21 protein-coding genes and 1 pseudogene are annotated in these 23,902 nt (G+C 61.7%); 10 read left to right on the forward strand and 12 right to left on the reverse strand.

Annotation, left to right across the window (positions count from 1 at the left end; genetic code table 11):
- Nucleotides 1–98 precede the first annotated feature (98 nt).
- A complete protein-coding gene (locus AB8A33_RS21820) occupies nt 99–1,181 on the reverse strand; it encodes a diguanylate cyclase domain-containing protein (RefSeq protein ID WP_439094681.1) in 1,083 nt (360 codons plus the stop codon).
- 461 nt (nt 1,182–1,642) lie between these two features.
- Here AB8A33_RS21820 and AB8A33_RS21825 point away from each other — a divergent pair, with 461 nt between their 5' ends.
- Nucleotides 1,643–3,145, forward strand: coding sequence for a sensor histidine kinase (locus AB8A33_RS21825; protein ID WP_439094682.1), 1,503 nt, complete (start codon nt 1,643–1,645; stop codon nt 3,143–3,145).
- 4 nt (nt 3,146–3,149) lie between these two features.
- Here the strand turns inward: AB8A33_RS21825 and ggt are convergent, their stop codons facing one another.
- The 8 genes from ggt to AB8A33_RS21865 all read right to left on the reverse strand — a co-directional run bounded on the left by ggt (nt 3,150) and on the right by AB8A33_RS21865 (nt 13,431).
- A complete protein-coding gene (gene ggt, locus AB8A33_RS21830) occupies nt 3,150–4,727 on the reverse strand; it encodes a gamma-glutamyltransferase (protein WP_439094683.1) in 1,578 nt (525 codons plus the stop codon).
- Between the two features lie 9 nt (nt 4,728–4,736).
- Nucleotides 4,737–5,039 (reverse strand): hypothetical protein, encoded by a 303-nt coding sequence (locus AB8A33_RS21835; protein ID WP_439094684.1) that lies wholly within the window; start codon nt 5,037–5,039, stop codon nt 4,737–4,739.
- Between the two features lie 24 nt (nt 5,040–5,063).
- Nucleotides 5,064–7,082 carry a primary-amine oxidase gene (locus tag AB8A33_RS21840; RefSeq protein ID WP_439096005.1) on the reverse strand — a complete coding sequence of 673 codons (2,019 nt, stop codon included), beginning with the start codon at nt 7,080–7,082 and terminating at the stop codon, nt 5,064–5,066.
- 73 nt (nt 7,083–7,155) lie between these two features.
- The gene (locus AB8A33_RS21845; RefSeq protein ID WP_439094685.1) at nt 7,156–8,766 is read right to left on the reverse strand and encodes a dipeptide ABC transporter ATP-binding protein; all 1,611 of its coding nucleotides are present in this window, start codon (nt 8,764–8,766) and stop codon (nt 7,156–7,158) included.
- A complete protein-coding gene (locus tag AB8A33_RS21850; protein ID WP_439094686.1) occupies nt 8,763–9,653 on the reverse strand; it encodes an ABC transporter permease in 891 nt (296 codons plus the stop codon). The genes AB8A33_RS21845 and AB8A33_RS21850 overlap by 4 nt, the downstream gene beginning before the upstream one ends.
- Nucleotides 9,650–10,600 carry an ABC transporter permease gene (locus AB8A33_RS21855; RefSeq protein ID WP_439094687.1) on the reverse strand — a complete coding sequence of 317 codons (951 nt, stop codon included), beginning with the start codon at nt 10,598–10,600 and terminating at the stop codon, nt 9,650–9,652. The genes AB8A33_RS21850 and AB8A33_RS21855 overlap by 4 nt, the downstream gene beginning before the upstream one ends.
- Nucleotides 10,601–10,604: 4 nt before the next feature.
- The gene (locus tag AB8A33_RS21860; protein ID WP_439094688.1) at nt 10,605–12,197 is read right to left on the reverse strand and encodes an ABC transporter substrate-binding protein; all 1,593 of its coding nucleotides are present in this window, start codon (nt 12,195–12,197) and stop codon (nt 10,605–10,607) included.
- A gap of 34 nt (nt 12,198–12,231) precedes the next feature.
- Nucleotides 12,232–13,431 (reverse strand): serine hydrolase domain-containing protein, encoded by a 1,200-nt coding sequence (locus tag AB8A33_RS21865; RefSeq protein WP_439094689.1) that lies wholly within the window; start codon nt 13,429–13,431, stop codon nt 12,232–12,234.
- Between the two features lie 206 nt (nt 13,432–13,637).
- On the opposite strand from AB8A33_RS21865, the gene AB8A33_RS21870 reads away from it, so the two are divergent.
- Complete coding sequence (locus AB8A33_RS21870) at nt 13,638–14,408, forward strand: hypothetical protein (protein WP_439094690.1); 771 nt, start codon at nt 13,638–13,640, stop codon at nt 14,406–14,408.
- Nucleotides 14,357–14,641 (forward strand): helix-turn-helix domain-containing protein, encoded by a 285-nt coding sequence (locus AB8A33_RS21875; RefSeq protein WP_439094691.1) that lies wholly within the window; start codon nt 14,357–14,359, stop codon nt 14,639–14,641. Before AB8A33_RS21870 ends, AB8A33_RS21875 begins: the two co-directional genes overlap by 52 nt.
- Here the strand turns inward: AB8A33_RS21875 and AB8A33_RS21880 are convergent.
- Together AB8A33_RS21880 and AB8A33_RS21885 are read right to left on the reverse strand one after the other, a co-directional pair.
- On the reverse strand, nt 14,638–15,660 hold the full coding sequence (locus tag AB8A33_RS21880) for an NAD(P)H-dependent flavin oxidoreductase (RefSeq protein WP_439094692.1): 1,023 nt from the start codon (nt 15,658–15,660) through the stop codon (nt 14,638–14,640). The two genes, AB8A33_RS21875 and AB8A33_RS21880, sit on opposite strands and share 4 nt — an antisense overlap.
- A gap of 134 nt (nt 15,661–15,794) precedes the next feature.
- Nucleotides 15,795–16,003 (reverse strand): annotated as a pseudogene (locus AB8A33_RS21885) (efflux RND transporter permease subunit); the annotation flags it as partial.
- A gap of 72 nt (nt 16,004–16,075) precedes the next feature.
- Between AB8A33_RS21885 and AB8A33_RS21890 the strand changes: the two are divergent.
- Nucleotides 16,076–16,498 carry a hypothetical protein gene (locus AB8A33_RS21890; RefSeq protein ID WP_439094693.1) on the forward strand — a complete coding sequence of 141 codons (423 nt, stop codon included), beginning with the start codon at nt 16,076–16,078 and terminating at the stop codon, nt 16,496–16,498.
- Between the two features lie 10 nt (nt 16,499–16,508).
- Here the strand turns inward: AB8A33_RS21890 and AB8A33_RS21895 are convergent, their stop codons facing one another.
- The gene (locus AB8A33_RS21895) at nt 16,509–17,720 is read right to left on the reverse strand and encodes a glycosyltransferase (RefSeq protein WP_439094694.1); all 1,212 of its coding nucleotides are present in this window, start codon (nt 17,718–17,720) and stop codon (nt 16,509–16,511) included.
- A 264-nt stretch (nt 17,721–17,984) separates the two neighbouring features.
- Between AB8A33_RS21895 and AB8A33_RS21900 the strand changes: the two genes are divergently transcribed.
- The 6 genes from AB8A33_RS21900 (at nt 17,985) to AB8A33_RS21925 (ending at nt 23,898) form a co-directional block, all read left to right on the forward strand.
- Nucleotides 17,985–18,923, forward strand: coding sequence for a LysR family transcriptional regulator (locus tag AB8A33_RS21900; RefSeq protein ID WP_439086373.1), 939 nt, complete (start codon nt 17,985–17,987; stop codon nt 18,921–18,923).
- A gap of 104 nt (nt 18,924–19,027) precedes the next feature.
- Nucleotides 19,028–19,918 (forward strand): shikimate dehydrogenase, encoded by an 891-nt coding sequence (locus AB8A33_RS21905; protein ID WP_439094695.1) that lies wholly within the window; start codon nt 19,028–19,030, stop codon nt 19,916–19,918.
- Between the two features lie 61 nt (nt 19,919–19,979).
- Nucleotides 19,980–21,122 (forward strand): ABC transporter substrate-binding protein, encoded by a 1,143-nt coding sequence (locus tag AB8A33_RS21910; protein ID WP_439094696.1) that lies wholly within the window; start codon nt 19,980–19,982, stop codon nt 21,120–21,122.
- 168 nt (nt 21,123–21,290) lie between these two features.
- Entirely contained in the window at nt 21,291–22,166 is an 876-nt protein-coding gene (locus AB8A33_RS21915; RefSeq protein ID WP_439094697.1) for a branched-chain amino acid ABC transporter permease, read from the forward strand.
- Nucleotides 22,163–23,158, forward strand: a complete 996-nt coding sequence (locus AB8A33_RS21920; protein ID WP_439094698.1) for a branched-chain amino acid ABC transporter permease — start codon at nt 22,163–22,165, stop codon at nt 23,156–23,158. The genes AB8A33_RS21915 and AB8A33_RS21920 overlap by 4 nt, the downstream gene beginning before the upstream one ends.
- Nucleotides 23,155–23,898: an ABC transporter ATP-binding protein gene (locus tag AB8A33_RS21925; RefSeq protein ID WP_089262045.1), complete on the forward strand. Its 744-nt coding sequence runs from the start codon at nt 23,155–23,157 to the stop codon at nt 23,896–23,898. Before AB8A33_RS21920 ends, AB8A33_RS21925 begins: the two co-directional genes overlap by 4 nt.
- Nucleotides 23,899–23,902: the final 4 nt, after the last annotated feature.

Consider the following 23,902-nt stretch of genomic DNA (forward strand, 5'->3'; position numbering starts at 1 on the left):
CAACCCACTCGCACCGATCCTGTCGATGCGCTGTCAGCTTTTCTGATCTGCAGGAAATCTCATCTGGCGCGGGTCAGCCCACGCTCATTGCCTCGACGCTAGCCTGCCCGCGCGATTGTCTCGGCATCCACCGGCTTGGCAAAGGTCACGCGGTTTCGGCCGCTGGCTTTCGAGGCGTAAAGCGCCCGGTCCGCAGCAGGCGTGAGATCGCAGGGATCGTCGCCCTCGCGGCCGATGGCGATCCCGACGCTGGCGCCGACGGTGAGCTCAAGCCCATCGACAATGAACGGCTCGGAGAGCGTCCGAATGATGCGGCGGCCCAGCAACATGGCCTCCTCGCGATTGCCGACGACGGATTGCACCACGACGAATTCGTCACCGCCCATGCGCACCGCGAAATCGCCGTCGCGCAAAATTCCGCTGAGCCGGCTCGCAACTGCCTGTAGCAGCGCGTCGCCCGCCGGATGGCCATGCACGTCGTTGACCTCCTTGAACCGATCGAGGTCGACGCTGTGAACGGCAATGAGACAGCCCGTCGCTCGGGCACGCGCAGCGATGATCGCGAGACGTTCCTGAAAACCAAGCCGATTAGCCAAGCCCGTCAGCGCATCGTGCCGCGCGAGGGTCGAGAATTCGTGCTTGAGCGAGATCTGCTCGATATTCTGCCGATAGATAAAGCGCACGGTCTCGAAGCTGCCGAGCAGGAACGCGAGCAGGATCACGGCATAGAAAGCCAGATTGCTATCGACGCGGGCCAGCGCAGAAAATGCCGTCGGCAAGGCAACCAGCATCAAGGCCGGAAGCGCAATCCCTGGGCGAACAGAAATTCGGCAGACGATGCCGGCCGCATAGCCGAAGACCAGCGCCGTTGCGAGGAGTTGATGCGCAGGATTCTTCGCCCAGAAAGTCGCCGCGCCAAGCAAACCAATCAATCCTGCAAAGACGTAGCTGCTCCACGCGTAAAGCCGCTCCCATCGCTCGGCCGCCGCGATGGTGAAGCTGCGTTGACCTTTACTGCGATGATAGACGCCTTCGGTGGCCACGCGGAAGATCGTGACGATCGCTCCGGCTGCACTCAACCCGTAGAACCATGGATTTGCAGAACTAATGGCGACGTGACACGAGACGATGGCCAGTGTGAAGCCGGCGATCGAAAGCGGCACACGCGTCTGGAAGAGCATGTCAATGAGCTCGATCCGGACATGGTCCGGAACGCCTACGAAAATTGATTTCCAGAATCTGACCACGTCGCCTCTCCCCGAAGCACCCGATACCGCCAAAGTCTGAAATTTTCATCGGCGAACTCGCTCAAAATCTAACTGAGTTAATCGGCGGTTACCAAACCTACCGCTTGCCTCGTCGCATCCCCCAAACCTGTGAGCCAGACGGCTGACCCAGCAATGCACGAGCTGGCCATTTGCCCACTGACGACGCCAACCATCCCTTGTATCCCTTGGCGCCTGCACTCCCAGCGTCCTTGTACTGCCGCCATCAGCAGTCCTGAGCCGTTTCAAACGTTCCAAATTCTGGTAGATGAAGCCGTCCCGGCAACCAGCCGAACGACATTCCCCCAAATATCCACCCGTCCCGGCCCAGATTTCTGGCGCCGATTAAGTGCAGACGACCGGGCACAGTTGGCCTCATGAACGACCTGTTGATCAAATTCGGTCTGCGCTTCGAGAACGCTGAACAGGAAGCTGGCTTTGTCCGAAGCTTTGCGCTCGGAGAGCTTCGCCGCGCACAGGCCGCGATGGTGCTTGGTGCAATCGTCTATTGCGCTTTCGCCATCTGGGACCGGATTCTCGATCCCCTCGCATGGACCACGACATTCGCCATCCGCGCTGCGGTCGCCGCCATCGTTCTGCTGCCCCTCACCGCAGCGCTGTTTCTGCCGCGTGCACGCCGCTGGGCCGAGCCGATCTATCTGCTCTATTGCGTCGTGCCGGGCTGTGTCCTCAGCATCATCTATCTGTTCATCGACCGCGGCTTCGAACATTCCACGGCGGGAATGATCATCGTGATCCTGTTTGTCTCGACTCTGCTGCCGCTTCGCCTCCCCGCACTGACGGTTTTCTGCATCACCACATGGGCGTGCTTTATCTATTGCCAGACCTTCGCGACCTATCTGACGGACGGCCTGCGCTTCATCAATAATTTCGAGATCGGCTTTGCCTATGTGCTCTCGCTCTACGCGGTCGGCGCACGGGAATTCCAGGCGCGGCGCCAGTTCCAGACATCGCAAGCCCTGCAGGACGAGAAAGAGCGCTCCGTTGCCGCGCTTGTTGAACTGCAAAACACGCAGGGACAGCTGGTGCAGGCCGAGAAGCTGGCGTCGCTCGGTCAATTGGTCGCCGGCGTTTCACATGAAGTCAGCACACCGCTTGGCGTCGCCCTGACCACCGCGACAGTCCTCGAAAGCGAGCTGAAGCTGCTGACCGCCACGATTGAATCCGGTCAGGTGCGGCGCTCCGCACTCACGCGGAGCATCGCGCGGCTCAGCGAAGGCATGAAACTGCTGTTCGACAATCACAGGCGGGCTGCGGACTTGATCCATAGCTTCAAACAAGTCGCAACTGACGAAGCCAGCCAGGAACGCCGCGCATTCGAGATGCGCGGCTGGCTTGGCGAAGTCATGAGCACGCTGCAGCCGCTGCTCGGCCGCCGAGGCCACACGGTTCGCGTGATATGCGAGGATGGCATCGTGGCCGACACTTATCCCGGTGCTCTCGCGCAGGTTATTCGAAATCTGGCGCTGAATGCAGCGGTGCATGGCTTTCCTGATGGCCGCGCTGGCGTGATCGAGCTGACCGTCTCGCGGCTGGACGATGGCAACATGCGCGTCGTCGTGGCCGACAATGGCAACGGCATTCCGCCAGACGATCTGCCGAAAGTTTTCGATCCGTTTTTCACGACACGGCGCGACAAAGGCAGCACCGGCCTCGGCCTGCACATCGTCTTCAATCTGGTCGTATCTACCCTGAAGGGGCAAATCGATCTGGCCAGTGAACCGTGGCAAGGGACACGGTTCACACTGGACTTGCCGCTAGATCCCGAGAACCCGAGCTCACCGGCGTCGAAGACCGGCGAGTTCCAGGTCAGTCATGGCGCGACCGGACCTGAAGCTCGCCATAGCGTCTTGTCCTGATCGATCAAAAGCCGAGTGCGAGGCCATCCTTGCGATGGTCCGAGGCGCCGAGCAGCACGCCGCGCTCATAATCGATCTGGATGGCCTGGCAGCCGCCGATGCCGGTGTCCATCATCTGCAGCGTATGGCCGCGGGCGGCCAGATCGTTGCGCACCGCTTCCGGGATGGTCTTTTCAAGCTGCAGCAGGTTGTTGGTCGCGAACGAGCGCGGCGCCTCGGCAGCGGCCTGGATGTCCATCTTGCGGTCGATCACATCGGAGATGAACTGGGCATGGCCGGTGGCCTGATAATGCCCGCCCATCACGCCGAACGGCATGACTGCGCGACCGTTTTTCATCAGCATGCCCGGGATGATCGTGTGCATCGGACGCTTGCGCGGGCCGAGCGAATTCACGTGGCCCGGTTTGGCGCGGAAGCTCCAGCCGCGATGGTGCAGCAGCACGCCGGACTTCTTCGCATAGATGCCGCTGCCGAACGGGCCGAACAGCGAATTGATCAGTGACACGGCATTGAGATCGCGATCGACCACGGTCAGATAGACCGTGTCCTTGTGGATGACCGAGTCCCAATGCTCTTCCGGCGAAGCGTGCTTCATGTCGATCTTGGCACGAAGGTCGCCGATGAACTTGTCCGACAGGAAGCGCTCGACATCGACCTGGCCATAGGCCGGGTCGCAGAAATAGGCATCGCGGGTGCGATAGGCTGCCTTGGTCGCCTCAGCGAGAACGTGGATGCGGTCGGCCTCGCTGAGATTGGCGATATCGTAGCCGGCCAGCACGCGCAGGATCATCAGTGCGGCGAGCCCCTGGCCGTTCGGCGGGCATTCGGCGACATCGTAGCCGTGATGATTGGCCGAGATCGGCGTCACATAGTCGGAGCGCTGCTCATTGAAATCATCGGCCTCGTGCACGCCGCCGACAGCGCGCAGCGTGGTGATGATGTCGTCAGCCACCTGGCCCTGGTAGAAGCCGTTGCGGCCCTCGCGCGCGATCCGGCGCAGCGTGGCAGCGAGCGCCGGCTGGACGCGCTTGTCGCCGACCGCGGGGGCATGGCCGCCCGGCAGGTACTGCGCGGTCGCGTCGGGATGCAGTTCCAGCTTGCCGCGCCATTTGGCCCAGTCGGCGGACACGCGCGGCGTGATAAGGAAGCCGTTCTCGGCGGCATCGATGGCTGCGGCGAACACGTCGGCCAGCGGCTTCGAGCCATGATCCTTGCTGAGCGTGCACCATGCATCGATGGCGCCGGGCACGGTGACGGTCTCGACACAGGTCTCGGGAATGTCGCGGGCGCCGGACGCCGCATATTTCTCGGAATCGATCTTGGCCGGGGTGCGGCCGGAACCGTTCAGCGCGATCGGCGCGCCGCCCTTCGGCGAATAGAGGGCAAAACAGTCCCCGCCGATACCGGTCATGGCAGGATCGGCCACGCATTGCACGGCGACCGCCGCCAGCGCCGCATCGATGGCATTACCGCCCGACTTCAGCATCTCCACAGCAGCCAGCGTCGCCAACGGATGCGAGGTTGCGGCCATCCCGTGCTCGGCAACGGCGACGGAACGGGCAACGGCCATGAAATCACGCATAAGAGTCCTCTATCGGTACGAAGCCGCCTGGCGCAGATTGCGCGATGAGGCGGGAGAGATGCGGTCGAGCGCCGAGCAGATCGGCCCCCAGGCGCGCGGGGATGGCGTGTGGTTTAACGTGTGAATCGGCATTGCGGTAGCCGTTAGCGCAATAATGATACCGGCAGTCGCCACCGCGAACGCGATATCGCGCCGCAACCCAACCGTGCAGATCGGCACGCAGTTCCCGCGCACCCCGCGCTCCGCCTGCAGCCGGCGGATCAGGGAAACGCCGGGCAATGCGGCGAACAGGGCCAGGAGACAGCAGATCATGTTGCGTTCCTCCCGGCCCTGGCCTCAGGACTTGTGGCAACAAGAGCTGGCGGCGGCTCCCGTCGACGCATCGCTGCTCAGCACGCTGCGGCCGTTGCGCTCCGGCGCGATATCCTGCGCCGGATTGGCTGCGAAGAAGCCGTTCGGCTTCAGCATGAAGCCCGCATATTCCACCGGCATCACGGGGAAGTCCTCTGGCTTGCAGACATGGGTGTGGCCGAACGAGTGCCACAGCACGATATCGGTGTTCTCGATGTTGCGGTTCTGCTCGATATAGCGCGGCAGGCCATCGCCGCCGGCATGGACGTTCGGGTAATCGCCGCTAGCGTATTTTTCGGCCGGATCATAGGCGGTGACCCAGATATGCCTGGTGGCGAAACCGCCGCGCTTGCGCACGAAGCTGCCTTCCTGCGCCAGCATCAGCGGGCTCGGCATCACCGAGAGCTTGTAACCGGTGGGATTGCCGACGCTGTTCTTGCTGTTCGGGTTGGTGACCTTCCAGTAACGGCCGCTCTGCCCGTCCGCGATCGCCGCCGCATCGCGCTCGCGGGACAGCGTGCGGCTCTTGAGATCGAACGCATTGCCATGCGGATTATCTGTTCCCCACGGACGCTGCGCAAATTCGTGCTCGGTGACGGTGTTGCCGCCGCCATCGAGATCCATATGCATGCGGACATTGAAAAAATGCTGGTGCGTCGGGCCGCCCAAATTCTCGTCGACCATGCCGCCCCAGGCATATTTCTGGCCGGGTGCGACTGCCGCCGTCTGGATGATGCCGGTGAGCTTGGCCTCGAGCTGGATCGTGCCGTCCTGATAGAGGTACCAGTAGAAGCCGTAGTCGTAGTTTCCAACCGTCGCGAAGAAGCTGATGACGAGGCGACGCGAGCGACGCACTTCGAACAGCCCGTTGCGGAATTCGTGGTGCTTCCAGAGGATGCCGTAATCCTCTTCATGCATGCAGACCGCATTCTTCATCGTGAACGGCTTACCCTGCTCATTCGCCGCCGGGATGTCGAAATAATGGATGTTGCCGAGGCAGTCGCAGCCGAGTTCTAGCGCGTTGGCGAGCATACCCAAGCCATATTCACCGGCATCGAAAGCTGACTTCCAGTAATGATTGGCGCTCGGGTCGGCGTAAGGCACCACCATTTCGGTGACGCTGGCGCGGTGGATGATGGAGCGTTTTCTGTCGCCGTCCTGATAGGCAAGCTGGTTCAGCACCAGACCTTCGCGCGGCGTGAAGCCGACACGAAAGCTCCACTTCTGCCATTCCACGTTCCAGCCATCGACCTTGAAGCTCGGCCCTTCCGGCTGCTCGATGTTCAGGGGCTTGATGTCGGTGCGCGGATTGGTGTTCTCGTGCGCGCCGTAATTGCGCTTCTTCTTCGGGATCGGAATGACGACCTCGTCGTCGAGCAGATCCACCACCTTTTGATGGATTAGATCGACGACGGCCACGACACCCTCGACTGGATGCGCATAGGCGTTGTCCTTGATGTCCTCGCGGAAGAACGTGACCGCGCGTACGATGCGGCGGCCGCGCTCGAAATCGCGGTCGAAGAAGCCCGACGAGAACGGATCGACCTGCGCCATCTCCATGTCGTTATCGGACATGCCACGGCGGCGCATGGCATTGCGCCAGCCTTCGTCGGACTTGACGATCTGCTCGCACAGCATGAACTCGCCGATCATCACCGGCGGCTGGCCGTAAGGCGCTTCGGAATTCGGCAGCAACTTGGTATCGACGATCTTGCTGGCGGTCAGATCGACGATGTATTCGGTCGATGCGCCGGTTGCGGAGTCCAGCACCACGATGAAGGCGAGGCGCGGAAGCCGCGTGCCACTGGCATAGGCGCGTAGATCGGCCTTGCTCGGCTCTTCCAGCCGCACGATGGGAAAGCGGGCCCGCGCCGACAGTTTGGCGTCTCTCCTCACGAGATCGCAGGCCGCACCGATTTCATCCAGCGACAGCGGATTGAGCGGATGGAACGGCACTGGCGCAGCCGTCGGCTGAACGGTCGCATCGCTCTCGATCTTGGTCATGACCGTCATAGGCAAAACTCCTGAAGGCGCTTGGCGCCGCGAGGGATTGGAAAGCGTCGAGGGTTAAGGGCTTTCATCGAAGGCGCTCGCGACCGGGAGCCGCTGAAAACAAGGCCTGTGTGTAGGGATGCTGCGGATTGTCGAAGATCTCGGCGGTCGGGCCGCTTTCGACTATCTCGCCGGACTTCATCACCATGATGCGATCGCACAGCTCACCGGCAACGCGGAGATCATGGGTGATGAACAGCATCGCGAGACCAAGCCGGCTGCGCAGATCGGCGAACAGTTTCAACACCTGCGCCTGCACGGTGACGTCGAGCGCAGAGACCGCCTCATCTGCGATCAGGATTTGCGGCTCCGAGGCCAGTGCGCGCGCAATGCAGATGCGCTGGCGCTGACCGCCGGAGAATTCGTGCGGAAAGCGATCGAGGATCTGGGTGTCCATGCCGACGAGTTCCAGCAACGTCGCCACCTTGGCACGCGCCGCTTCGGGCGTCGCACCGAAATTGACGACGCCTTCGATCAGGGACTGCCCGATCGACAGGCGCGGATTGAGCGAGCGATACGGATCCTGGAATACGACCTGAATGTAGCGGCGATGCGGACGCAGCGTCTCGTTCGAGGCACGGGCGATATCGGTGCCGAGCAGACTGATCTGGCCTGATGTCGGCTTCATCAACCGCGACACGCAACGCGCCAATGTCGACTTGCCGGAACCAGACTCGCCGACCACGCCGAGAATTTCACCGCGGCCCAAAGTGAATGCCGCTTCCTTGACCGCCTGCGTCACTCGGCCCCGGCCGAAGAAGCCGCGATGACCATAGGTCATCTTCAGCGCCTTCACTTCCAGCACCGCCGGCGAGGGTTCACGCATCTCGGCGGACTTGCGAATGCCCTTGGGCACGGAATCGATCAGCAGGCGCGTGTAAGGTTGCGCGGGATTCTTCAGGACCGCATCGGCGCTCCCGCTTTCGACAACGACGCCCTTCTGCATCACCACGACCTGATCGGCGATATCGGCAACGACGCCAAAGTCGTGCGTGATGAACAGCACGCCGATATTCTTGCGCTTCACCAGATCCTTGATCAGCACCAGAATCTGCTTCTGCGTCGTGACGTCAAGCGCCGTGGTCGGCTCATCCGCGATCAACAGGATCGGCTCTAGGAGCATGGCCATCGCGATCATGACGCGCTGGCGTTGGCCGCCGGAGAGCTGATGCGGATAGGCCTGCATCATCTGCGCGGCATTCGGCAGCAGCATATCTTCCAGCGCCGCGAGAACGCGCTTGTCGACCTCGGCCTTGGGATGCCGCTTTTCGGAATGCCATTCGATCAGCTCCGCAAGCTGCTCACGCACAGTCATCACCGGATTGAGCGCCGTCATCGGCTCCTGAAAGATCATGCCGATGAGGCTGCCGCGTAGTTCGCGCATCCGGTCGTCCGTAGCCCCGATCAGCTCTTCGCCGAGCAGCTTGATCGAGCCGGTGACAGGCTTCAGCCCTTCAGGGAGCAGGCCCATCACACTGAAAGCCGTAACTGACTTGCCGGAGCCGGATTCACCGACGACGCAGACGATCTGCCCGAGCGGCACGGTGACATTGATATCTCGGACGATACGGCGTGCCTCGGCATCATGCGTCAGCCCGACAGTGAGACCCGCGACTTCCAGGACGGCCTCGCTCATTTGACGCCTCCCACCGAACGCGCCAGACGGGGATCGAGCATATCACGCAGGCCGTCGCCGAGCCGATTGATGCCGAGCACGGTGAGCGCAATGCAGATACCGGGGAACAGCATCAGGCCGGGCCTGATCTGAAAATACAGCCGCGCATCGGCCATCATGTTGCCCCAGCTCGGAATCTCGTCGGGCAGCCCGATGCCGAGGAAGGACAGCGAGGCCTCGATCAGAATCGCCGACGAGGCGATGTAGGTCGCCTGCACGATCAGGGGGGCGAGGATGTTTGGGACGATGTGTCTGATCACCAGCACCGGCAACCGTGTGCCCATGCTGACCGCAGCCTCGACATAGGCCTCCTCGCGCACCGTGAGCACCACGCTGCGCACCATCCGGGCAACGCGGGGAATTTCGGGAACAGCGATGGCGATGCAGATAGTGACGAGATTGGCGCCGAGCCCGCCGATCAGCGCGATCGCCAGCAGGATCGCGGGAATCGCCATCATGCCGTCCATCATGCGCATCAGCACATTGTCGATCCAGCGCACCATGCCGGCGGTCAGGCCGAGCGCGCTGCCGGCAATCACGGCAATGATAGCCACCACTGCGCCGACGATCAGCGACACACGGCTCCCATAGATCAGCCGGCTCCAGATATCGCGGCCGAGATTGTCGGTACCGAGCCAGTTCACCGCGCTCGGCGGACGCAACCGCAGGCGCGGCTTGAGCGCAGCCGGATCCACAGTCCACAAGACGCTGGCAAAGATCGCGACCAGTGCAAGCAGGACGAGAACGCCGAAGCCGAACAGGATGGTTCGGTTGCGCAGCAGCTTGCGGGCGAAGCTCCACACATCGACGGACGAAGATGCGGGCGCGATGACGGTCGTGGCGGTCATTGTGCGCTGATCCTCGGGTCGAAGAACGAATAACTGATATCGACCAGGAGATTGATCGCCACGTAGGCGCCGCCGAACACCATGATGATGCCCTGGATCACCGGATAGTCACGCGCCAGAACCGAGTCGACAGTGAGACGACCGAGGCCGGGCAGATTGAACACGCTCTCGGTGACAACGACGCCGCCGATCAGCAGCGCGACACCGATGCCGACGATAGACACGATCGGCACAGCCGCGTTGCGCAGCGCATGTTTGAACACGACGATGCGTTCCGGCAGGCCCTTGGCGCGCGCGGTACGGACGAAATCCTCGTTCAGGACTTCGAGCAGGCTGGTACGTGCCACGCGCGCGATCAGCGCAACATAGACGAGACTCAGCGTCAGCGTCGGCAGCGTCAGATGCCAGAGAAACCGGCCAATGCCTTCGGACAGCGGCGCATAGCCCTGCACCGGAAATAGGCCGAGCTGCATCGACAGCAGATAGATCCAGAAATAGCCAATCGCGAAGGTCGGCACAGCGAAACCGGTGACCGAGGTCCACATGGCGAAGCGGTCGAGCCAGCCGCCGCGGCGCCAAGCCGCGAGCACGCCGATCGGCACCCCGACAAGCACCGAGAAGACGATCGTGGTGATCGAGACTGCCAGCGTCGGCCCGACGCGCTGCGCAATCAGCGTCGAGACCGGCTGGCTGGAGACAATCGACGTCCCCAGATCGCCCTGCAGCAGTCGCCATAGCCAGTGCAGGAACTGCACCGGCAATGGCTGATCGAGGCCGAGCCGCGCGCGGATCGCTGCGATCGCCGCCGGGTCGGCGTTGTCGCCGGCAAGCTGCGCCACGGGATCGCCGGACGAGAAGCGCAAAAGCAGGAACGCAATCAGCGCGACCACCGCTAACACGGGGACGACCGATACGGACCGCTTCAGGAGGACGCCGGCGACCGTCATGACGTTATGCCGTCTTCTCGACGTTCCAGAACAGCGGTGCAGGCGCGTGGACGATGTTCTTCAGCGCTTTGCTGTGTGACACCGGCTGACGGAACTGGCCGCCCGGTATATGCGTCATCACATCATAGGCGCGCTTCTGTATCGCCTCGGCGACGGCCTTCTGCGCATCGGCAGATGGCTCCAGCGCGAAGGTGTTGCGCAGACCCTCGATCTCGGTGTCCTCCGGCCAGCCGAAGAAGCCGCCATTCTTCCCGCGGGTATCAAGCACCGTGCTGGCCAGCGGGTTCATCAGTTCAGTCGTGGTGGTGACCCAATGGGTCATCGACCAGCCGCCATTGGCGGTTGAATCCTGCTTGACGCGGCGCGCCAGGACCGAGCCCCAGTCCATGGTCTGCACCTCGACATTCATGCCGATGGCACGGAGCTTCTGCGCGGTGACGGTGCTGGAGCCGGACAGCAACGGCGAGTCCGTGCCCTGCAGCATCACGACCTTCTCCCCCTTGTAGCCGCCCTTCTTCAGGAGGTCCTTGGCGCGTGCAATATCCGGCTTGGTGTTCCAGCCAACCTCGCTCGCCAGCGGCGTAGTGACGCCGAACATTGCAGCGGAAGCCTGATAATATTCGGGATTGCCAACCTGCGCATCAAGCCAGTCGGCCTGGTCGCTCGCATACATCACGGCCTGCCGGATTTCCTGCTTGTTGAACGGCTCGGTCTGCCAGTTCATGCGCACCACCGACATGAAGCCGAGTGGATTGTAGTCGGCGACGGTAATGTCCTTTGCGGCAATCAACGACGGCAGGATGTCGTGCGGCGCGGCTTCGAGGAAATCGATCTCCTTGTTGATCAGCGCATTGGCTGCCGTCTGGAAGTCCGGCATGCTGATCCACTCATAACGGTCGATCTTGACGATCTTGCCGCCAGCGAGGCCGTCGGACGGCTCGTCACGCGAGACGTAATCCGCGTTACGCTCGTAGACGGCGCGGTTGCCCGGACGAAACTCCGACGTGACGAATTTGAACGGACCGGAGCCGACGAATTCTGTCACTGGCTGGTCCGGCGCCTGCGCGGCAAGGCGGGCCGGCATGATGAAGGGCATGATGCTGGACGGCTTGGCGAGCGTCTGCAGGACCTGGCCATAGGGGGATTTCAGCACCATCTGGAAGGTGCGTTCATCGACGGGCTTCAACTCGGCGACAAACGTCATCATCCGCGCGCCCATGGTGTCGCGCTTGGCCCAGCGCTGCAGCGAAGGGATCACGTCCGCCGACGTCACCGGAGCGCCGTCATGAAACTTGAGCCCGGAGCGCAGCCTGAACGTATAGGTCAGCTTGTCGGCGGAGACCTCATAGGCCTCGACCATCTGCGGCCGGACCTGGAATTTCGAATCAGTGGAGAACAGCGTGTCGTAGATGTTCAGACCGTGGTTGCGGCCGGTCCATGCAGTGTTGATCAGGGGATCGGTGGCGCGCAGCGGCGCATGCATCACGGCGCGGATGATCTTGCTCGATTGCGCGCGCGCGATGCGTGGCATCATGCCGGCGGCGAGACCGGCAGCCCCGGCCTTGAGCAGCGAACGACGGCTGAAATCATTGAACATGGCGGTCTCCAGGCAATGAGAGTGATGCGAAACGTCAGACGGAAGATTTGGACAGCGCTTCCCCGATGGCGCGGAACGCCGCAAGCCAGCGATGGTCGATGGCGATATCCATCGGTTTCGGCTGTGCCGCGACCTTGACGATCACCGTATCAGTGGTGGGGTCGATGTAGATCCACTGGCCATGGATGCCGACGGCGGCCAGATCGAGACGCGCGGGATCGATGGTGTACCAGCAGGCGCGATAGCGACCGCTTGGGAAGACGAAAGCGAGGTCCCCATTGGCCCAAGCCTTGGTATCCCCGTTGAGATGGATGTCGTCGATCCAGCTACCGGGCACCACCTGCGTGCCATTGGCGAGACCGCGATTACGGATCATCTCGCCGAAGCGGGCGAGATCGCGCACCGTCGCGCAGATGCCGCCCGCAGAGCGCGAGGCGCCATGCGTGTCTAGCGTGATATAGGCGTCGTCCTCGGCGCCCATCGGCGCCCAGATGCAATCGGATAGGATCTGCGCATAGGGCTTGCCACAGGCCTTCTCATAGACCCAGCCCAGCACGTCGGTATTGGTCGACACGTAGTGGAACACCTTGCCATGCGGTCCACCATTGGGCCGCAGCGTCGCAAGGAAGCTGCGCTGGTCACCCTGCGCGGTGCCGTTCGGCAGCACGTCCCAGCCGTTGCAGAGACGATATTTGACAACATCACCTTCGGGGTCGTCGTAGTCCTCGTCGAACTTGATCGCAACGGTCATGTCGAGCAGGTTGCGGACGGTGCAGCTGCCATAGACCGACGTCGCGACTTCCGGAACGTAGTGGGTGACCGGCTTATCGGGATCGAGCAAACCGCACTCGACCAGCACACCTCCCAGCGTGCCGCAAATCGACTTGCTGACCGAGCACACCAGATGAGGCGTATGCGGGGTCATGCCATCGCCGTACCATTCGCTGACGATCTTGCCGTGCTGCATCACCAGCAATCCGTCGGCGTAGGTCTGCGCCAGCGTTTCGGCGACCGTCGTCTGCTTTCCGTCGGCAACAAAGGCCACCGTGGTGAGATCGCGAACCAACGACGTCAAGACGCTCGGCGTTGAGGAGCGTCGGATATCCGCCGTCGGCAGGACCTGCCGCGTATTACGAAAGCTCCACCGGCTGTACGGATAATTCCGCCAGTTGAAGCGGGTTACCAGCGCTTCGGCCGAAGGAGGCGCACCCTTCATGATGTCACTTGGCTTCATCTCGACCTCGCATGGCACCGCAGCATGATGGCGAGCGGCCGTTGCGGGCTGCTCGGATGCGGGATCATCGGCGGGGGTCGGTTCGGCCGTTATCAAGAATCGGCAATTCTTCCGAAAATCAGCACATGCCTTTCCGGCGGGACTGGCATAGGCTTTGCTTAGATCGACATCTGCACCCTGATTGATCGGCCAAGAGTGAATCCGGCATGTTGTTGTCTCCTGATGTCTCTGCCGGTGGAAGCGCCGGAATAGCTGCGGATTCCTGGCTATTCGACGCCGCGAGCGATGACGTCGATACGCATTGCGCCAATCTCGGCCGCTGGCGGCTGGACTACGATCAGATCAGCAGCGGCGCTTTTCGCGGCACTTTCACCGAGGTACGGCTCCCCGGACTTCAGGTGTTTAGGGAAACCACAAGCCAGAAAGTGCGCCAATACGGACTGCTCGGCTCCGACAGTTTCGGCATCGCGCTACCGTGGAACACCCAGACCGACATCAATTTCAACGGCGCCTGCATGTCGCCGGGCAATGTGATTGCGTGCTTCGATGCAGAAGTCGACATGTGTACGCCGCCGGAATTCGAACTGCGCGGTGTGGTGATGGACGCCGCGCTCATGGAAAAAACGCTGGCGGCCTTGCAGATCGAACTGCCTGACGGTCTCTGGCATCAGCTCAGAGAATTGAAGACCGACGCCGGTGCCATCGACCGCGTCCGGCAGTTACTGATCTATGTGCACCAGATCGTCGCGCAGACACCGCAGATTCTGGGCGACATCGCGGCCCGCCAGCACCTCGAAGACAATTTGCTGTCGGAGATCATTGATCTGTTGCCAACGTTGCAGCCTTGCGACGACCTGCGCGGCGGCAATGCACGCAAGCGTCTGGTCGAACGCGCCTGCGCCTGCTGGCCCGACCGGACGAGCCGATGTCGATCCTCGACGTCTGCAAGGGCGTCGGCGCCAGCCGTCGCAAGCTGAACTACTGTTTCCAGGACGTGCTCGGCAGCAATCCTATCCACTATCTCCGCGCCGTCAGGCTCAATCGCGTGCGCCGGGAACTGAAGCAATGCACCGATGAACAGATCGGCGTGTACGACATCGCGGTGAAATGGGGCTTCTGGCACTTCAGCCAGTTCTCGCTCGACTACAAGCGCCACTTTGCGGAATTGCCGTCCGAAACCTTGCGCCGGGCGCGCATACTTCACTCCTAGCGCGCCGCCCCCGGAGGCGAACGCCGTGTCGTTGAGCGCGCAGTCTCATATTCATCGCGCGTGCGGGCGACCAGCGTCGCTACGGGCTCGATTGTAGCAACACCTGAGACAGAGTGACCTGCGCTCCAGACATCGCGCCATCGCTTGACCCCGGACGTCGCTTGCCGGCCATAGAGCGCATCGGCGCGTTCTTTGGTCATGTCAGTCGGCAGATCTTTCGGATCAAGGCCCGCCGCGACAATCGAGGGAACCAGCGTATTGGTTTCCAGCCCGGTGAAGGCCCGTGACAGCAGGACATCGTCGAGCTCGGACGTGACGAGCATCTGCTTGTACTCGTCCACCGCCATGCTCTCCTCGGTGGCAATAAACTTGGTGCCCATATAGCTGAGATCACAGCCCAGCACCTCGGCGGCAAACACCGCCTGCCCGTCCGACACGCCGCCGGCCAGCACGATCGGCCCTTCATAGAAGGAGCGAACCGCGCGGACGAAGGAAAAGCCGTTGACCCACCCCGTTTGCCCGCCGGCACCAGCGGTCAGCAAGACGAGACCATCGACTCCCGCTGCAATGGCCTTCTTGGCATGACGGATCGAGGCGACATCGGCAAACACCATGCAGCCTGCCTCATGCAGCGGAGCGACGACCGCATCCGGCGGTCCGACGCTGGTGATCACCATCTCGCAACCATGCCGGATCACCGTCGCCAGATCATCCTGCAAGCTCTCGCGGCGAATGATGAGATTCGGACAGAACGGCGCGTCGTCCGGCCCGAGGGCGCCGAGAATGCGCGCTATCCAGCTATCGAGTTCGTCGTCCGTTCGGCAGTTGGCTGTTGGAAACGAACCGATCACACGGGCCTTGCATGCGGCAATGACGAGTTCCGGGCCTGACACGCGAAACATCGGTGCTGCGACCAAAGGCACCGACAGTCGCGGCCGGATTGTTTCCGCAAAACGCGCGGCACTTGCTTTGCCGCTGGAGTCGTCGATCACGCGGCGGTCACCCGAAGGCAGCGGCATCTGTTTCCATCCCTCATATTTTTCGGGAGGATAGCCGGAATTCCCTGACGACCGCTATAAGTCGGACGAAATGTCCGACATGACGGGACTACTCCGCGGGCGATGCCGACTGCATGCTCATGCGCCCGGCCCTTTTCGTCCTTCTTGCGACCCGGAAACAGGCGCCGCACCAGCCCGTAAAGAACCGCACGAAGAAGATGCCGAGCGCCGTCGCGGTGACCATGCCGCCCGCGACGGCGATGCCGATGGCATTCTGGCTGGCCGAACCTGCGCCGGTCGCCATCGCCAGGAGCAGCACGCCGAGAACAAAGGCCGCCCGATCACGCATCCGATTTCTTAACCGATTGATCACCATAATCGGCCAAGCTGCGCCATTGCGCGGCATGCCGCCGCGCGCGCTTGGACCGGATACGGCATGTTCCAGATGTTCCTGCGGGCCCGTGCCCAGAACTATCTTCGCAGCCTTGTCGGCGAGCGTGAGTTCAGGGCTCGCTCCGCCGAGCGCGACGCCGAGACCGATCGCGAGCGGCTGGATTTCGTCCTTTCGGCCCTCGATAGCGCGCTCAGCAATGCCGAAGCCGAGCAGGCCGGCCTCACCCGGCGCGTCGACGATGTGCTGGCGCGCGCGGCGGTGACCTTCGGCAACGGGGACGATGAGTATCTGACCCGGGAGAAGCTTGACAGCGATCACCTGGACCTGTTCGAGACCGAAATTTCAAACGGCCAGCGCCGGTTGCGCGACCTTGCTGTCAGCATCTCGCATTTCAAGTTCCTGAAAACCGCCATGTTGTCGCGGTTTCCGGATTACAAAGCCCCCGCGTCGCGGACGCCATCGTAACGGCAGACGCCTATTCGCTTCTGGCGGAATCCTTGGCATCGCTCCAGCGCCGCTTGAAGCCCGCCGGATCCGGCGAGCTGCCATCGCGGTTACGCCGCCGCTCACCGCTGAATGTCCGCATGTGATCGTTCACGAACGACATCAGTTCGTTGCGGAAACGCTCAGCCGAGAATTTCTCGGCTTGCATCCGGCAGTCGGCACGCGAGAACGAACTCTCATTGGCCACGAAGGCACGGACGCATTCCGCAATCGCTTTCGGCTCGTTGGAATCGAAAAACATGCCGGTGCGCAATTCGGGAGAGGCCGAGACCGTCTCGCGCGCACCGCCGCGGCCGAACGCTAGGACCGGGGCGCCCTCGGACTCAGCTTCGACCACGATGATCCCGAAGTCTTCTTCGGCGGCAAAGACGAAGGCACGCGCCGTCGCCATCAATTCGCGCAACTTCTCATCACTGACGAAGCCGACAAACGTCACGTTCGGGCCGGCGATCGCCTTCAGCCGCTCCGCATCCGGCCCGTCGCCTGCAACGATCAACTTCTGATCCGGCAATTCAGCAAAGGCCTGAATCACCGCCTCGATTTTCTTGTAGGGCACCAGACGACTTGCCGCGAGGAAGTGGTCTCCGGTAGGCAGATCAGGCGGCAGCTTCGACATGGTCACCGGCGGGTAGATGACCTTGGCGTCGCGGCCATAGACCTTCTTGATCCGCTTGGCGACGAAATTAGAATTCGCCAGCATGGCGTCCGGCCCATGGGCCGTGCGTACGTCCCAGATCCGGATCCGGTGCAGCAGCGCCCGCGCCAACGCGCTCTTGATGCCAGCGGTGTAGCCGCTTTCATTCAGGTAAGCGTGCTGCAGATCCCACGCATAACGCATCGGCGAATGCACATAGGACACGTGAAGCTGGTTCGGGCCGGTGATCACGCCCTTGGCCACCGCATAACTGCTGGAAATAACCAGGTCGTAGCCCGACAGATCGAACTGCTCGATCGCGATCGGCATGAGTGGCAAATATGACCGATGACGTTTGCGGATGAACGGCATCTTCTGCAGGAAGCTGGTACGCGCCTTCTTGAAGCCAATCTTGGCGCGATCTTCCGGCGTCAGCACATCGAACAGCGTGAACACATCCGCTTCCGGATAGCACTGCAATATCTCGCGCAGCACCTGCTCGGCACCGCCCAGCGTGTAGAGCCAATCGTGGACGACAGCGACGCGCATAGGACCTCAGCGGCGGAAACGACGAATGTGGGCTGACCTGAAAATAGACCAATGTGCCCCTTCTACAATCCACTCCTACAACTTGCGTTAATTCGATTGCGAACTGTCGGTAAAAATTGAATCAATTCAGATGTGTTCTGATAATCTCTGGGGAAGATGCTACCCGGTTCGCAGGACGCGGTCGGCACCATATCCATCCAGGGCAGAAGAGCACGCATTCTGGCGCACCATCCGCGCCATTCAGCATAACGAGAGTTTTTGCGCATGATGACGTTACGCCAGGTTGAAGTGATCCGCGCCGTCATGGTGACGGGCACCATTGGCGGCGCTGCCAAACTCCTGAATGTGTCTGCGCCCGGCATCAGTCGGCTGGTCAAATACACCGAGAAGTCGCTCGGCATCCGCTTCTTCCAGCGCCAGAACGGACGCTACTTCCCGACGCCTGAAGCGCAGAATATTTTCGAGCAGATCAACGGTGTCTACAAGAAAGTCGACGACCTCACCGAGATCATCTCCAAAATCGGCCACGGAACACTGTCGGAATTGCGCATCGGATCGGTTCCCAGTATCTCGCAGGTGATGGTGCCACGCGCCATCGAGCAGGTGCGGCGTCGTTATCCCGGCCTGCGGATCGACATCAACATTCTCAAGCTTGAGGAGGCGATCGACTATCTGCTCCTCGGTCGCGGCGACTGCGTCGCCATGAGCTATCGGCTCGAACATCCCGGGCTCGACTTCATGCCGCTGGCATCCGGCGAATTGTTCTGCATCGTACCGGAGGGACACGAACTCGCAGGTCGCAAGCAGGTGTCGGCCAAGGAGATCATCCGGTATCCCCTCATCGGCATCGACCCCAATGATCCCTACGGTCGGATCATGGCGGAGATTTTCGCCCGCAATAAACTCAAGTACGACATCACCATCCGGGCGAGATTTGGCACCACGGTCTGTGCCCTGGTGAAGGCAGGGTTGGGCATCGCGGTCATCGACCAGTTCACGGTGGCCCATGGCGGCTATCCCGGCGTCGAGGTGATCCGCATCGTCGAACCCACCCGGTTCGATACCTATGTCGCCGTGAAACGCGGCGCGCCGCTGTCGCTGCATATCGAGCATTTCATCGACTGCCTGCGCACCGAGATGCGCGCAGTCGGCTCTCACAAAATTGCCGCTGCAAAGCCGGCCGCGCGCGTCCGTAAAAAATAACATCATGTTATGTTTGTTGTATAACAGGGTAATTGTGTTAGATCGCCGCCGCGCTATCTTTCTTTCCAGTTTTCCGATGACCGACTGACAGTGACCTTCGATCCATGACCTCTGCGACGCCCCATATCCCGGCGACGGGCCAACGCTTCCTCACCGGCTTGCTTGGTGCGCCGATCGCCCATTCGGCGTCGCCGGCGATGCATGAGCGGGCCGCCGAGGCCATGGGCGCGCGCTGTCACTATCAGCTGATCGAAATCGCCGGTGCCGACCGTAGCGAATTACGCATTATTCTCGACGGCGTCCGTCGCCTCGGCTTTGCCGGTATCAATGTGACTTTTCCCTATAAGGAAACGGTGGTCGACCTACTGGATGATCTATCGCCCGGGGCCAAGGCCATCGGCGCCGTCAACACTGTCGTAGTGCGCGACGGCAGGCTCACTGGGCACAACACCGACACCACGGGCTTTGCCCGCGCAGCCAGACAACTGGTCGCCAATTCCAATCACGGCCCGGTCGCGGTCATCGGCACCGGCGGCGTCGGCAAGGCCATCGCCTTTGCATTGGCCGATCTCGGCGTTTCGGAGATCCGGATTTTCGATACTGACACGGCCAAGGCCCGGCATCTCGTCTCCCTGCTCCAGAACAGGCAAAGCATCCGCGTGGCGGAAAGCGTCGATGACGCTGTTCGCAGTGCAGTCGGCATCGTCAACGGTACACCCATCGGCATGTTACCCAACCGCGGCACGCCGGTGCCCGATGCGCTGCTGCACGCGGAAGCGTGGGTTGCGGATGCTGTGTACTCCCCACTGTGGACGCCGCTGCTCAACGCGGCAAAGGCCAAGGGCGCGCCGGTCATGACAGGGCGCGATCTGGCGATCTACCAGGCCGCCGATGCCTTTGAGTTGTTTACAAGATTCGCGCCTTCACCAACTGAAATGGGAATTGCTTTCGACGCCGTCATGGTCAAAAGGTACCCGACACCAAACGCAGCCTGAATGAAGCGGCCGCTCATAAGGCCGCATAGATAACCACAACAATTAGCAACAGGAGGATTCCATGAAGCCAGTGTTTTTGGCGAGCGCCCTGCTCGCGACTGTATTGACCGGTGCTGCCATCGCGCAGTCCGGAGCCCCTATTAAACTCGCCAATGTCGCCGAATTGTCCGGCGGCGGCGCCACCGTCGGCACCAATTGGAAGAACGGCATCGATCTCGCGATCGAGGAGATCAACTCCAAGGGCGGTGTACTCGGCCGCAAGCTGGAAGTGACCCACGCAGACTCGCAGTCCAACCCGGGTGTTGCCCGCGCGCAGGTTCAGAAGGCACTGGACGCCGAGCCTTATGTGCTGCTCGGGCCCGGCTATTCCGGTTCGGTGAAGGTCACCGCGCCGCTCGCCGCCGAAGCCGGCATCGCGCAGATCATGGGCGGCGAAGCCGCCGAACTGACCCAGGCCGGCAACAAGTTTCTGTTCCGCACCTCGTTCGGCCAGCAATCGTCGATGCCGAAGGTCGCCAAATACATCAATGATGAACTGAAAGCGAAGTCGGTCGCCATCGTCTGGGTCAATAACGACTTCGGCAAGGGCGGGCGCGATTCCATCAGCAAGGAATTCGCCAAGTACAATATCAAGGTCGCGGCCGATCTCTCCACCGAAGCCGGCCAGGCTGACTTCGCGGCCGACGTCAGCAAGATCAAGGCAGCGGCGCCAGACGCGGTGTTCGTCTATGTCAACGAAGAAGAGAGCGCGCGCATACTCAAGGAACTGAAGCGCCAGGGCATCACCGTGCCGCTGGTCGGCGAAACCACGCTGGTCGGACAGAAGGTCGTCGAACTCGCTGGCGACGCAGCTAATGGCGCCCGTGGCCATGTCGGTCTCACTACCGACGCGCCAGTCGAACTGATCAAAGCGTTCCGTGACAAGTTCGTGAAGAAGTATAACTACGTCCCGGACCATAATGGCCTCAAGGGCTGGCTCGCGATCCATATGATCAAGGCCACCACCGAGAAGATGGGCAAGGTCGATTCCAAGGGCTTCGCCGACGCCCTGCACGGCTTCACCATCACCGCTGCCAAGGAGCCAGGCATCCTGATGGACGCAACCTTCGACGCCAATGGCGATATCGATCGCCAGGGTTTCCTGGTCGAGATCGTCGAGGGCAAGCAGGTCGTCAAGCAGGTGCTGCCAAAGCTGAACAACTGACGAACCATCAGCCGTCATTGCGAGCCCTGACGAAATTGGCAACGCCAGTTTCGTTTGGGCGAAGCAATCCAGATGCCAGGAGCGAAGGCTGGATTGCTTCGTCGCTTCGCTCCTCGCAATGACGACCGATAGATCATTCCCATCCACGCCACGCGTGGGAGACACACCATGTCCAATCTCCTCGACCTCTTGATCGCAGGCCTTGCCACCGGAGCGATCTACGCCATCGTCGCCGTCGGCTTCACGCTGCTGTGGCAGACCTCGCAGACCATCAATTTCGCGCAAGGCGAATTCGTCATGCTACCGGCCTTCCTGATGCTGGCGGTGATGCATGCTGGCGCGCCATTTTGGCTGGCGATCCTGATTGGCATCGCGCTGTCGCTGCTGCTGCTGGGCCTCGGCTTCAAGATGCTGCTGGTCGATCCGATGCTGCGCCATGGCGTGCTGCCGCTGGCGATCGCGACCATGGCCCTGGCCATCGGCATCAAGGAAGCCGCCAAGCAATTCTGGAGCGCCGAAGCCTCACCATTTCCATCGATCATCCCGGGCGGTGACGTCACGATTTTCGGCCGCGTCGTCGCCCTGCAGAGCATTGGCGTGCTGGTGCTGGCGATTCTCGCTGTGCTCGGCCTGACGATGTTGCTGAACCGCACCTCGATCGGTCACCAGATGCAGGCCGCCGCGCAGAACCCGACCGTCGCGCGCATCATCGGCGTGCCCGTTGAACGCATGATCCTGCTGACCTTCCTGATTAACGCGTTTCTGGTCGCGCTGGCCTCGCTCCTCATCACACCGATCTATCTCGCTAAATTCTCCAACGGCGAAGTGCTCGGCCAGGCAGCGTTCATCGCCGCCATTGTGGGCGGTTTCAATCAGGTCCGCGGCGCCATTGCCGGCGGCCTGCTGATCGGCGTCGTCGACAATCTGTCAGCCGCCTATGTCTCCACCCAATATCGCGCCGCCGTGCCATTGATCCTGCTGATCGCGATCATTCTGTTTCGCCCGCAAGGCATGCTTGGCCGGCCTGAGGAGCGCACCGTATGACCGCGGCGAAGTACCTCAAGATCGGCTTAGGCATCGTTGTCATTGCCGCGCTGATCATCGTTCCGATGAATTTCAACCGCTACGGTCTGTTCATCCTGAGCCAGTGGGCTGTGATGACCATCGCCGCCATGGGGCTCAATCTCACGCTGGGCTATGCAGGACAGGTCTCGCTGGCGCAAGGCGCCTTTGTCGGCATCGGCGCTTATACTGCTGCAATCATGACCACCAGCGGTATGCCGCTGATCGCGGCACTCGGCGTCGCCATCGTGCTGTGTTTCGCCATCGGCTGGATCCTCGGCTATCCCGCGCTGCGCGTACAGCACCACTATCTGGCTTTCGTCACCCTCGCCTTTTCGACGCTGGCCTTCCTTGTCTTCCGCAACGAGGATTGGCTGACCAAGGGTATCTACGGCATCAGCAACATCCCTCGCCCGGAAATCTTCGGCTATCCAACGCGACGACCGTTGCCATTTTATTATGTCTGTCTGGGGTCGCTCGGGCTCGTCTCACTGGCCGTCTGGTGGCTGATCCGTTCGCCCTGGGGCCGCGCTTTCATTGCGCTGCGCGAAAATCCCGTTCGCGCGCTCTCGCTCGGCATCGACACACGGCGCTATACGCTGATGGCCTTTGCGATCGGCTCCGCACTCGGCGGCGTTGCCGGCACGCTCTATGCGCCGCTGACCCAATATGTCGATCCCGTGCCGTTCCACCTGTCGCTGTCCCTCGATCTCTTGATGATGGTGATCGTCGGCGGCTCCGGTTTCTTCTTCGGGCCCTTCCTCGGCGCGATGATCGCCGTGCTGCTGCCGGAATGGCTGCGCTTCACGCAGGGCTACTATCTGATGCTCTATGCCATCGCGGTGATCCTGCTGCTAATCTACTCACCCACCGGCATTCTCGGCATTCTCGATCGTTACATCTCCGAACGCCGCACCAAGGCAGCGTCCGCATTGCGTGCCGTCGCCAAAGCGAAACTGGAAACGGCGCCATGACCGCAGTTCTCGAAGTCAGCAACATCCGCAAGAGCTTCGGCGGCATCACCGCCGTGAACGGCGTCTCGTTCGATGTGCAGGAAGGCGAAATCCTCGGCCTGATCGGCCCCAACGGCTGCGGCAAATCCACGCTGTTCAATTGCATCCTCGGCCAGCTCACACCAAGCGCCGGCGAAGTGAAGGTCGATGGCAAGGTGGTCACCGGCATGCGGCCGTCGGAGTTGAACGGCCTCGGTGTCAGCCGCACGTTTCAATTGCTGCAGGTATTCCCGAAGCTGTCGGTGCGCGAAAATCTGATCCTCGCCGGTCAGGAACACCAGGGTAACATGCTGTCACGCCTGCTCGGCCCATCCGATGCCGGTCTGACGGAGGCCGCCAACCAGATGATCGGCTTCTTCAAGCTCGACCATCTCGCCGATGAGCCCGCGGGCGGCCTATCTTATGGCCAGCAGAAACTGCTCGACGCAGCGATGGCCTTCATGGGCGGACCGCGCCTCGTGCTGCTCGACGAGCCTGCCGGCGGCGTCAACCTGACCATGCTCGCGGATCTCAAGGACCGCCTCGCGGCGATCAACCGGGAGAAGCGCGCCACTTTCGTTGTCATCGAGCACAACATGGAATTCGTGATGTCGCTCTGCACACGCGTGATGGTGATGGCCGAAGGCAAGGTTCTTGCGGTGGGGCGACCGGACGAAATCCGCGCCAATCCTGCCGTGATCGAAGCCTATCTGGGACATTGAGGAT

The organism is Tardiphaga sp. 813_E8_N1_3, assembly GCF_051811025.1.
Lineage (GTDB): Bacteria > Pseudomonadota > Alphaproteobacteria > Rhizobiales > Xanthobacteraceae > Tardiphaga.

Excerpts from the sequence above, each read along its gene's own strand:
- AB8A33_RS21835 (WP_439094684.1), bottom strand. The coding sequence starts at position 5,039 with ATGATCTGCTGTCTCCTGGCCCTGTTCGCCGCATTGCCCGGCGTTTCC.
- ggt (WP_439094683.1), bottom strand. The coding sequence starts at position 4,727 with ATGCGTGATTTCATGGCCGTTGCCCGTTCCGTCGCCGTTGCCGAGCAC.
- AB8A33_RS21875 (WP_439094691.1), top strand. The coding sequence starts at position 14,357 with ATGTCGATCCTCGACGTCTGCAAGGGCGTCGGCGCCAGCCGTCGCAAG.
- AB8A33_RS21905 (WP_439094695.1), top strand. The coding sequence starts at position 19,028 with ATGACCTCTGCGACGCCCCATATCCCGGCGACGGGCCAACGCTTCCTC.
- AB8A33_RS21825 (WP_439094682.1), top strand. The coding sequence starts at position 1,643 with ATGAACGACCTGTTGATCAAATTCGGTCTGCGCTTCGAGAACGCTGAA.
- AB8A33_RS21880 (WP_439094692.1), bottom strand. The coding sequence starts at position 15,660 with ATGCCGCTGCCTTCGGGTGACCGCCGCGTGATCGACGACTCCAGCGGC.
- AB8A33_RS21855 (WP_439094687.1), bottom strand. The coding sequence starts at position 10,600 with ATGACGGTCGCCGGCGTCCTCCTGAAGCGGTCCGTATCGGTCGTCCCC.
- AB8A33_RS21865 (WP_439094689.1), bottom strand. The coding sequence starts at position 13,431 with ATGAAGCCAAGTGACATCATGAAGGGTGCGCCTCCTTCGGCCGAAGCG.
- AB8A33_RS21860 (WP_439094688.1), bottom strand. The coding sequence starts at position 12,197 with ATGTTCAATGATTTCAGCCGTCGTTCGCTGCTCAAGGCCGGGGCTGCC.
- AB8A33_RS21895 (WP_439094694.1), bottom strand. The coding sequence starts at position 17,720 with ATGCGCGTCGCTGTCGTCCACGATTGGCTCTACACGCTGGGCGGTGCC.
- AB8A33_RS21820 (WP_439094681.1), bottom strand. The coding sequence starts at position 1,181 with ATGCTCTTCCAGACGCGTGTGCCGCTTTCGATCGCCGGCTTCACACTG.
- AB8A33_RS21890 (WP_439094693.1), top strand. The coding sequence starts at position 16,076 with ATGTTCCAGATGTTCCTGCGGGCCCGTGCCCAGAACTATCTTCGCAGC.
- AB8A33_RS21910 (WP_439094696.1), top strand. The coding sequence starts at position 19,980 with ATGAAGCCAGTGTTTTTGGCGAGCGCCCTGCTCGCGACTGTATTGACC.
- AB8A33_RS21840 (WP_439096005.1), bottom strand. The coding sequence starts at position 7,082 with ATGACCAAGATCGAGAGCGATGCGACCGTTCAGCCGACGGCTGCGCCA.
- AB8A33_RS21925 (WP_089262045.1), top strand. The coding sequence starts at position 23,155 with ATGACCGCAGTTCTCGAAGTCAGCAACATCCGCAAGAGCTTCGGCGGC.
- AB8A33_RS21870 (WP_439094690.1), top strand. The coding sequence starts at position 13,638 with ATGTTGTTGTCTCCTGATGTCTCTGCCGGTGGAAGCGCCGGAATAGCT.
- AB8A33_RS21850 (WP_439094686.1), bottom strand. The coding sequence starts at position 9,653 with ATGACCGCCACGACCGTCATCGCGCCCGCATCTTCGTCCGTCGATGTG.
- AB8A33_RS21900 (WP_439086373.1), top strand. The coding sequence starts at position 17,985 with ATGATGACGTTACGCCAGGTTGAAGTGATCCGCGCCGTCATGGTGACG.
- AB8A33_RS21915 (WP_439094697.1), top strand. The coding sequence starts at position 21,291 with ATGTCCAATCTCCTCGACCTCTTGATCGCAGGCCTTGCCACCGGAGCG.
- AB8A33_RS21845 (WP_439094685.1), bottom strand. The coding sequence starts at position 8,766 with ATGAGCGAGGCCGTCCTGGAAGTCGCGGGTCTCACTGTCGGGCTGACG.
- AB8A33_RS21920 (WP_439094698.1), top strand. The coding sequence starts at position 22,163 with ATGACCGCGGCGAAGTACCTCAAGATCGGCTTAGGCATCGTTGTCATT.